This is a genomic window from Klebsiella sp. Q11 (assembly GCF_964241505.1).
GTDB lineage: Bacteria > Pseudomonadota > Gammaproteobacteria > Enterobacterales > Enterobacteriaceae > Klebsiella > Klebsiella michiganensis.
Genome location: NZ_CAXSXW010000012.1, coordinates 168,683 through 177,461, shown reverse-complemented (window position 1 = coordinate 177,461; position 8,779 = coordinate 168,683). Strand labels below are relative to the sequence as shown.

General features: G+C 60.6%; 7 protein-coding genes. 5 read left to right on the top strand and 2 right to left on the bottom strand.

The genetic code is table 11. The features are described from left to right. Window positions 1-244: 244 nt before the first annotated feature. Window positions 245-2,362, bottom strand: a complete 2,118-nt coding sequence (locus ACESQ2_RS19990; protein ID WP_373171150.1) for a glycosyl hydrolase family 18 protein — start codon at window positions 2,360-2,362, stop codon at window positions 245-247. A 229-nt stretch (window positions 2,363-2,591) separates the two neighbouring features. Then, entirely contained in the window at window positions 2,592-3,551 is a 960-nt protein-coding gene (fepB, locus tag ACESQ2_RS19985; protein ID WP_014837776.1) for a Fe2+-enterobactin ABC transporter substrate-binding protein, read from the bottom strand. A 187-nt stretch (window positions 3,552-3,738) separates the two neighbouring features. Here fepB and entC point away from each other — a divergent pair, with 187 nt between their 5' ends. From entC to entH, 5 genes are read left to right on the top strand one after another with little or no spacing between them, the layout of a single operon-like run. Next, on the top strand, window positions 3,739-4,914 hold the full coding sequence (entC, locus tag ACESQ2_RS19980) for an isochorismate synthase EntC (protein ID WP_373171149.1): 1,176 nt from the start codon (window positions 3,739-3,741) through the stop codon (window positions 4,912-4,914). A 9-nt stretch (window positions 4,915-4,923) separates the two neighbouring features. After that, the gene (entE, locus tag ACESQ2_RS19975) at window positions 4,924-6,531 is read left to right on the top strand and encodes a (2,3-dihydroxybenzoyl)adenylate synthase EntE (RefSeq protein WP_373171153.1); all 1,608 of its coding nucleotides are present in this window, start codon (window positions 4,924-4,926) and stop codon (window positions 6,529-6,531) included. A 13-nt stretch (window positions 6,532-6,544) separates the two neighbouring features. Next, window positions 6,545-7,396 (top strand): enterobactin biosynthesis bifunctional isochorismatase/aryl carrier protein EntB, encoded by an 852-nt coding sequence (entB, locus tag ACESQ2_RS19970; protein ID WP_004130335.1) that lies wholly within the window; start codon window positions 6,545-6,547, stop codon window positions 7,394-7,396. Further along, on the top strand, window positions 7,396-8,151 hold the full coding sequence (gene entA, locus ACESQ2_RS19965) for a 2,3-dihydro-2,3-dihydroxybenzoate dehydrogenase EntA (RefSeq protein WP_004130336.1): 756 nt from the start codon (window positions 7,396-7,398) through the stop codon (window positions 8,149-8,151). The genes entB and entA overlap by 1 nt, the downstream gene beginning before the upstream one ends. Beyond that, a complete protein-coding gene (gene entH / locus ACESQ2_RS19960) occupies window positions 8,152-8,565 on the top strand; it encodes a proofreading thioesterase EntH (RefSeq protein WP_049114832.1) in 414 nt (137 codons plus the stop codon). The last annotated feature ends 214 nt before the right edge of the window (window positions 8,566-8,779 follow it).

The window sequence follows — 8,779 nt, the reverse complement described above, 5'->3', positions numbered from 1 at the left end:
CATTCCCGGGTTGCGGCGTAAACGCCTGACCCGGGCTACCGGCCCGCAGACGGCGGTGGACCCGTAGCCCGGGTAAGCGCAGCGCAACCCGGGAAGAAGCCGCACCGATGCATTCATCCCGGAGCAACCCAGGCTACCGACCTGCAGTTGCCCGGTAGCGCCACCGGGAAAACCGAAAAGAGCGATAATAGCCAGCCCCGGATTGCTCCGGGGCTGGCTATCACTCGTCAGTGACGATTTACCCTTAGTACGCGCCGAGATCGCTCCAGACCTGGAACTGACCGCAGTTCAGATCCGGCTGGTTGCCCTGAGACCACCATTTCACCTGGTAGTTATGGCCTTTCCAGCTCACGATTTCAAAGCTGCCCCAGTTGCTGCCATAGACGGTGCTGGCATTCCACAGCGGGTAAGGCGTGGTTTCGTCAGAAGGAACAGCATCATCATCTGCCGGTTGAGGCGTATCATCGGTGCGATCCTGGTCGTCTGCCGGCTCGTCCTCGGTATCATCGGTCTGAGTCGCGGCGACGACGGAGAGCACAAAGCGCTGCTGCGTTGACGGTTCACCCCAGCTATCGCGCACGAACAGGGTGAAGGTGTACTCGGTATCCTCAGCCACTTTCGGCACATCGAACTCAATGACCGCCGCGGTTTTATCGGCGACGTTGATCGCCGCGGGCACGCCCCAGCTAAAGGTCAACTCGTCGTTATCTTCATCAGAAGATTTTTCGCCGGAAAGACGCACGCGGGAGCCGCCTACCACCATCAGTTCAATAGCGGCTTTCGGCGCATGGTTTACCGACGGTTCAGGCTGGACGGTATCCTCCTCCTCTTCCTCCGGTTCATCCGCTGTATCCGCCGGGTCGACGTTGATGCCTTCGAAATAGAACGGCGCCATATCGATAACTTCAGACGCTATTTCATAGCCCAGACCTTCACGGGCCGCGTTAACCAGCACGCCGTTGTCCTGGTCGATTGTCCAGGTGAACAGCGCGCCCAGGCCGAGGCTGGCGGCGTATTCGCCCTTGGCTTTCACCGTGCGCGGCGTATCCAGGGACATGAACAGTTTGCTGTCAGGGTTGTAGAGGTAGTCCGCGTCGGCAACCTTGTCGGTGTAGACGTTGAAGCCGTTACGGCCTTTCTGGTTTTCCAGATCCAGGTAGTTATAAATGATGTCGTACCATTCGGTGGTACCCGATTCGAAGGAGCCTACGGTGGTGCCGGTGCCCGGGTTATAGGTGCCTTTCAGCGGGGACAGGGATTCCAGCTCCGCGTTGCGCCCGTTACGGGTGTAGGCAGCGTAACCAATGTTGATGCGCTCTGCCGGGAAGCCTTCGGACAGCAGATGGCCGACAACGGTATCCACCCCCCAGCCGCCTTCTTCCAGCGCCTTCAGGTTGGTGTGGTGGGTCACGCTCTCCGCCCACGGGGTACCGAAGAAGTCATAGGTCATGACGTTGATACCGTACAGGCCCGCTTCCAGCAGCGCATTGACGTTAGAGTAGCCGAGCGTCTTGACCACCGCGGAGCTGGCAATGGAGATTTTGACGTTGCTCAGGCCTGCGGCGTCCAGCTGCTTACGCAGTTCGCCAATCAGCAGGGCGTAGTTCTCGCCGTCTTCCGGGCCGTACGGGTTGCCAGCGCCTTCGGCATTCGGATATTCCCAGTCAATGTCCACTTCGCTGAACATCGGGAACTGCTTGAACAGTTTTACCACGCCTTTGGCAAAGACCTTACGCGAGGCGTCAGACGCGGCGGTTTCATGGAAACCGTTACTCATACTCCAGCCGCCGATGCTCATGGACAGCACCAGGTCGTGGCCCTGCTGCTTCGCTTTAGCCTGCAGATCGCGCAGGCCGCCGAGCAGGCCCTTAGTATTACTCTGGGTCACGGTCTTCGGATCGACATCCCAGCCGCTGACGGTATGGCCAACGTTAACGTAAGACTGGAAGTCGCCCCACGGGTCGAGGAAGGTGGGCTCGTACTTCACTTTTCCGCACTGATCGGCACCTTCGGCAACCACGTCGCGCCACAGGTTGTCTACTTTGTGGAAGCCGGTCACGCCGACGAAACCGACGATGATTTTGTCGTAGGCGGTAGGAGAAACGTTGGTCAGGTCGTAGCCGCGACCGCGGTTATCTTTTGAATTATCGCCCTGCAGACGACCATCATACTGTGACCAGTCGGTGTAGTAGCCGAAGACTTTGGGTTTGGTGGTGGAGGCTTTGTATTTGTTATAGACCGGTTTAGCGACGCGAGCGGAGGTATAGCTGTATGCGCTCACTTCTGTTGCCGGGTTAAAGCCGTCTGCGGCGTTGCTGGTTTCGGTCAGCGTATCGCCCTTAATCAATTTGCTCGTTGCCACGTTAATTTCCTTCTGTGTTGAATGACCACCTCAAGCGGTGTAGGGCAGATAATCGGGCAACGCGGCGGCCGGGGCTAATCACAAATTAACACCTGAAACGATGATATTTCGGCTGATGGGCGATGAGGGTGATAGGGCGTTAAACGGTGAAAAAGCCTGTTATAACAACACGATGATGTATGAAATGAGGCGCGATGAGATCCCGGCGACCGACGCCGGGAAGCGTGGCTTATGCAAAGAGGGCCGCTAAGCGCTGCAGCACCAGCACGGCGCTGTAGTAATCCAGGCGGAAGGTTTCCGTCCCCAGCGGATAAACGCGTTTGCCTTCAACGGCGGGCAGATGCGCCAGCAGCGGGTTGGCGTTAATCGCGTCGGCATCCTTTTGGTCGCCGGCAAACAGGAACAGGCTCTGGCCGTTAAGTCCGGCAGCTAAGTTTTCCCCGCCCAGCTGCACGATATCATGACGTTTTCCCTGGCTCTGGCTGGCATGCAGCCCGCCGGGCAGGTCGGCGAGGGTAAAGCCCAGCTGCTCGAGCAGCTGTCCCTGAGCGGATTCTTTGGTCCAGATATTGGCGCTATGGGCCGCGGCGGTGTAGACCAGCGCGGTGACCGGCTGCGGTGGCAGCTTCATTTTCTCTTTCAGCGCCGCCAGCTTTTTATCAAACTCCGCGATTCTCTCCGCCGCCTGTTTTTCGTGGCCGGTAATCTCCCCCAGTTGGATCAGCAGGGCCTGCCAGCTTTTATCATCGTAGTTAATGATAAGCGTCGGGGCGATGGTGGAAAGCTGGTCGTAGAGCATCATCGCCGAATCGCCGCCGGTGGCGCTAATCAGAATGAGATCCGGCATTTGCGCCGCGACGGCCTCAGCGCTCGGTTCGCCAATATAGAGGCGCGACAGCTTGCGCGCTTTCGCCACATCGCTCCACTGGCGTAAAAATCCCTGACCGTCGGCGACGCGGTTATTGGGCGTCGTGGCCCCGCTGGCCACCACCGGCGCGTCAATCGCCAGCAGCGAGCCGGTCAGCGTCACGCTGGTGGAAACAATGCGCAGCGGCTGGCTTTCCAGCGTATGGGGTCCCCGGCTGTCGGTTATCTGACGCGGCCAGTCTGCCGCCAGCGCTGAGCTAATTCCGAAAATCGCCAGGCCGCTGGCGAGGAGGGTACGGCGGCAAAAGGTGGAGAAATTCACGTATTCGCATCCTGGTTAAGTAGTGATAAATGCTTCTCATTTTCAGCTGTGAGCGGCGTCGATGCAAGCTTAAGTCGCACAACATGCTACCTGTACGGTTGACATAGCGCGCAATACCTTTTAGGTTACCCAACCAAAATATAAATGATAATTATTCGTAATATCTTTATCGTTTTTGGAGGATGATATGGAAACGTCTTTGGCTGAGGAAGTACGGGAGAAAAAAATGACTCTGCCGCCGGAAAGCTTCTTCTTTATGTCGCCGTACCGCAGCTTCACCACCGCTGGCTGCTTTAGTCGGTTTTCTCATCCTGCCGCCGATGGCGAAAATCTGGACGGGGAATTCCAGCGCAAAATGGCTGCAGCCTTTGCAGCGGCGCGGGCTGCCGGGATCGCTAAGCCGATAATGGTCGGCGCCATTCCGTTTGATACCAGCGAGCCTTCCGAGCTGTTTATCCCCGCGAGCTGGACAGCGTTCTCCCGCACTGAAAAGCAGCACTCCGCGCGCTATACGTCCGGGCAGCAGCCGATGGACGTGGTGCAGCGCCGGGAGATCCCCGAACAGGACACCTTCATGGCAATGGTGGCGCGCGCGGCGGCCCTCACCGCGACGCCGGAAGTGGACAAAGTGGTCCTCTCGCGCCTGATTGATATCACCACCCGCGAACGGGTGGATAGCGGGGCGCTGCTCGAGCGCCTGATCGCCCAGAATCCGGCCAGCTATAACTTCCACGTGCCGCTCTCGGACGGCGGCGTGCTGCTGGGCGCCAGCCCGGAGCTGCTGCTGCGTAAAGAAGGCGCGCATTTCAGCTCTCTGCCGCTGGCCGGTTCGGCCCGTCGCCAGCCGGACGATGTGCTGGACCGCGAAGCGGGGCACAGGCTGCTGGCATCGGAAAAAGACCGCCACGAACATGAGCTGGTGACCCAGGCGATGAAGGCCGTATTAGCGCCGCGCAGCAGCGAACTCTCCCTGCCGGACTCTCCGCAGCTGATCACCACGCCGACCCTGTGGCATCTGGCGACGCAGATTCAGGGCACCGCGCTGGCAAATGAGAACGCCATGTCGCTGGCCTGCCTGCTGCACCCGACGCCGGCGCTGAGCGGCTTCCCGCATCAGGCGGCGAAACGCCTGATTAACGAACTGGAGCCGTTCGACCGTCAGCTGTTCGGCGGCATCGTCGGCTGGTGCGATGATGAAGGCAACGGCGAGTGGGTGGTTACCATCCGCTGCGCGCGCCTGCAGCAGCGCACCCTGCGGCTATTTGCTGGCGCAGGTATCGTCCCGGCCTCTTCGCCGCTAGGCGAGTGGCGCGAAACCGGCGTCAAACTGACCACCATGCTGAACGTATTCGGCTTGCAATAAGGGACTATGATGATCGAATTTACCCGCTGGCCGGAAGAGTTTGCGGCCCGCTATCGGCAAAAAGGTTACTGGCAGGATCTGCCGCTAACCCATCTGATTACCCGTCATGCGGAAAACGACGCTCCCGCGATTATCGACGGCGACAAAAGCTACAGCTACCGTGAATTCAACCGCCTGGTGGATAACCTCGCCTCCTCGCTGCAGCATCAGGGCCTGAAGCGCGGCGAAACGGCGCTGGTGCAGCTGGGCAACGTTGCGGAATTTTATATCACCTTCTTCGCGCTGCTGCGTATCGGCGTTGCGCCGGTCAACGCGCTGTTCAGCCACCAGCGTAGCGAGCTGAACGCCTACGCCGCGCAGATTGAACCCGCTTTGCTGATTGCCGACCGCGAACACGCGCTGTTTGCCGATGATGATTTTCTTAACGCTTTTGTCGCCCAGCATGCGTCGGTACGCGTGGCCCTGCTGCTGAACGACGGCGGCGAACGCAGCCTGGCGGCGGCCATCGCGCGGCCTGACGATAATTTCGTCGCGCATCCGACGCCCGCTGACGAAGTGGCCTTTTTCCAGCTCTCCGGCGGCAGCACCGGTACGCCGAAGCTCATTCCGCGTACTCATAACGACTACGAATACAGCATTCGCCGCAGCAACCAGCTGTGCGGCGTAAGCGCCGAAACGCGCTATCTGAACGCGCTTCCCGCCGCCCACAACTACGCGATGAGCTCGCCGGGTTCACTCGGCGTCTTCCTCGCCGGCGGCGTGGTGGTGCTGGCGCACGACCCGAGCGCCACCCTCTGCTTCCCGCTGATCGAAAAGCACCAGATTAACCTGACCTCGCTGGTTCCGCCGGCGGTAAGCCTGTGGTTACAGGAGATCCATGAGTCCGGCAGCAATGCCCGTCTGCAGTCGCTGCGGCTGCTGCAGGTGGGCGGGGCGCGCCTGTCCGCGACCCTCGCCGCGCGTATTCCGGCGGAAATCGGCTGTCAGCTCCAGCAGGTCTTCGGCATGGCGGAGGGGCTGGTGAACTATACCCGCCTCAACGACAGCCCCGAGCGCATTATCAATACCCAGGGCTGCCCGATGTGTCCTGATGACGAAGTGTGGGTGGCCGATGCGCAGGGTAATCCGCTGCCGCGCGGCGAAGTCGGGCGCCTGATGACCCGTGGCCCTTATACCTTCCGCGGGTACTACAAGAGCCCGCAGCATAATGCCGAGGCCTTTGATGCCGATGGTTTCTACTGCTCTGGCGATCTGATTTCGATCGATGAAGCGGGCTACATCACCGTGCAGGGGCGGGAAAAAGATCAGATCAACCGCGGCGGCGAGAAGATCGCGGCGGAAGAGATCGAAAACCTGCTGCTGCGCCACCCTTCGGTGATCCACGCGGCGCTGGTCAGCATGGAAGATAGCCTGCTCGGTGAAAAAAGCTGTGCGTATCTGGTAGTGAAAGAGCCTCTGCGTGCGGTGGCGGTGCGCCGCTTCCTGCGTGAACAAGGGGTCGCAGAATTTAAACTTCCGGACCGCGTGGAGTGCGTTGATGCGCTGCCGCTGACGCCGGTGGGCAAAGTCGATAAAAAACAATTACGTCAGTGGCTGGCTGAACGCAAGCTGGGCTGAAGGAGAAGACAGAATGGCAATCCCAAAATTACAGGCTTACGCGCTGCCGGAAGCCAGCGATATCCCGGCGAACAAAGTGAACTGGGCATTTGAGCCGTCCCGTGCCGCGCTGTTGATCCACGATATGCAAGAGTATTTCCTCAACTTCTGGGGCGAAAACAGCCCGATGATGGAGAGAGTAGTGGCCAACATCGCCGCCCTGCGCGAGTTCTGCAAACAGAACCATATTCCGGTCTTTTACACCGCTCAGCCGAAAGAGCAGAGCGATGAAGACCGCGCGCTGCTGAACGACATGTGGGGACCGGGCCTGACCCGTTCGCCGGAACAGCAGCAGGTGATTGCCGCGCTCGCACCGGACGACAGCGACACGGTGCTGGTGAAATGGCGCTACAGCGCGTTTCATCGCTCGCCGCTGGAGGAGATGCTGAAAGAGGCGGGGCGCGATCAGCTGATCATCACCGGCGTTTACGCCCATATCGGCTGTATGACCACTGCGACTGACGCGTTTATGCGCGATATTAAGCCATTCTTTGTCGCCGATGCGCTGGCCGATTTCAGCCGTGAAGAGCATCTGATGGCGCTCAACTACGTGGCGGGCCGCTCCGGTCGCGTGGTGATGACCGAAGAGCTGCTGCCGCTGCCGGCATCGAAAGCGGCGCTGCGCGCGCTGGTGCTGCCGCTGCTCGATGAATCCGATGAACCGATGGATGACGAAAACCTGATCGACTACGGCCTGGATTCGGTACGTATGATGGCGCTCGCCGCGCGCTGGCGTAAAGTTCACGGCGATATTGACTTCGTGGTGCTGGCGAAAAACCCGACCATTGATGCCTGGTGGGCGCTGCTTTCCCGCGAGGTGAAATAATGAATGGACTCGATTTTCACGGCCAGACCGTGTGGATCACCGGGGCGGGCAAGGGGATCGGCTACGCCACCGCCCTGGCGTTCGTTGAGGCCGGCGCGCAGGTAACCGGCTTCGATCTGGCGTTCGACGGTGAAAGCTATCCGTTCGCCACCGAGACGCTGGATGTCGCCGACGCGCGGCAGGTGGCGCAGGTCTGCGGTCGCCTGCTGGCTGGCATTGAACGGCTGGATGTGCTGGTCAATGCCGCCGGCATTTTACGGATGGGGCCGACGGATGCGCTGAGCCTGGAGGACTGGCAACAGACCTTCGCCGTCAACGTCGGCGGGGCGTTTAACCTGTTCCAGCAGACGATGGCGCAGTTTCGCCGCCAGAAGGGCGGGGCGATTATCACCGTGGCTTCCGACGCCGCACATACCCCGCGTATCGGCATGAGCGCTTACGGCGCTTCGAAAGCAGCGCTGAAGAGCCTGGCGCTGACCGTCGGCCTGGAGCTGGCGGGCAGCGGGGTACGCTGTAATCTGGTTTCTCCTGGCTCGACCGACACCGACATGCAGCGGACGCTGTGGGTCAGCGACGACGCTGAACAGCAGCGTATTCGCGGCTTCGGCGAGCAGTTTAAGCTGGGCATTCCGCTGGGCAAAATCGCCCGTCCACGGGAGATTGCCAATACCATTCTGTTCCTCGCCTCCGCTCACGCCAGCCACATCACGCTGCAGGATATCGTGGTGGACGGCGGCTCGACGCTGGGAGCATAAATGGCCTGGAAACGTCAGCTGACGCTGGATGCGCTTAATGCGACCAGCGCGAATACGATGGTGGCGCATCTGGGCATCGTTTATACCCGGCTGGAAGAGGGGGTACTGGAGGCGGAAATGCCGGTCGATGCGCGAACCCATCAGCCGTTCGGGCTGCTGCACGGCGGCGCCTCCGCCGCGCTGGCAGAAACCCTCGGTTCAATGGCCGGATGGTTGATGACCGAAGAGGGGCAGTGCGTAGTAGGCACCGAGCTCAACGCCACTCACCACCGGGCGGTTTCCAGCGGTAAAGTGCGCGGTGAATGTCGACCGCTGCACCTGGGGCGTCAGGGCCAGAGCTGGGAAATTGCGGTGTTCGACGAGCGGGGGCGCCGCTGCTGCACCTGCCGGCTGAGTACGGCGATCCTCGGCTGAGGAATAGCCTGTTCCCGGGTCGCGCTGCGCTTACCCGGGCTACGGGTAACGCGCCGTCTGTGGTTCCGGACAACTCACCGTCGTCTGCGGTGTGCTTCCCCGGTGGCGCTGCGCTGACCCAGGCTACGGGCTCACCGTCGTCTGCGGGCCGGTAGCCCGGGTAAGGCGTTTACGCCGCAACCCGGGGATACGCCGGGATGAATGCATCGGTGCG

Excerpts from the sequence above, each read along its gene's own strand:
- entC (WP_373171149.1), top strand. The coding sequence starts at position 3,739 with ATGGAAACGTCTTTGGCTGAGGAAGTACGGGAGAAAAAAATGACTCTG.
- entE (WP_373171153.1), top strand. The coding sequence starts at position 4,924 with ATGATCGAATTTACCCGCTGGCCGGAAGAGTTTGCGGCCCGCTATCGG.
- entB (WP_004130335.1), top strand. The coding sequence starts at position 6,545 with ATGGCAATCCCAAAATTACAGGCTTACGCGCTGCCGGAAGCCAGCGAT.
- entA (WP_004130336.1), top strand. The coding sequence starts at position 7,396 with ATGAATGGACTCGATTTTCACGGCCAGACCGTGTGGATCACCGGGGCG.
- entH (WP_049114832.1), top strand. The coding sequence starts at position 8,152 with ATGGCCTGGAAACGTCAGCTGACGCTGGATGCGCTTAATGCGACCAGC.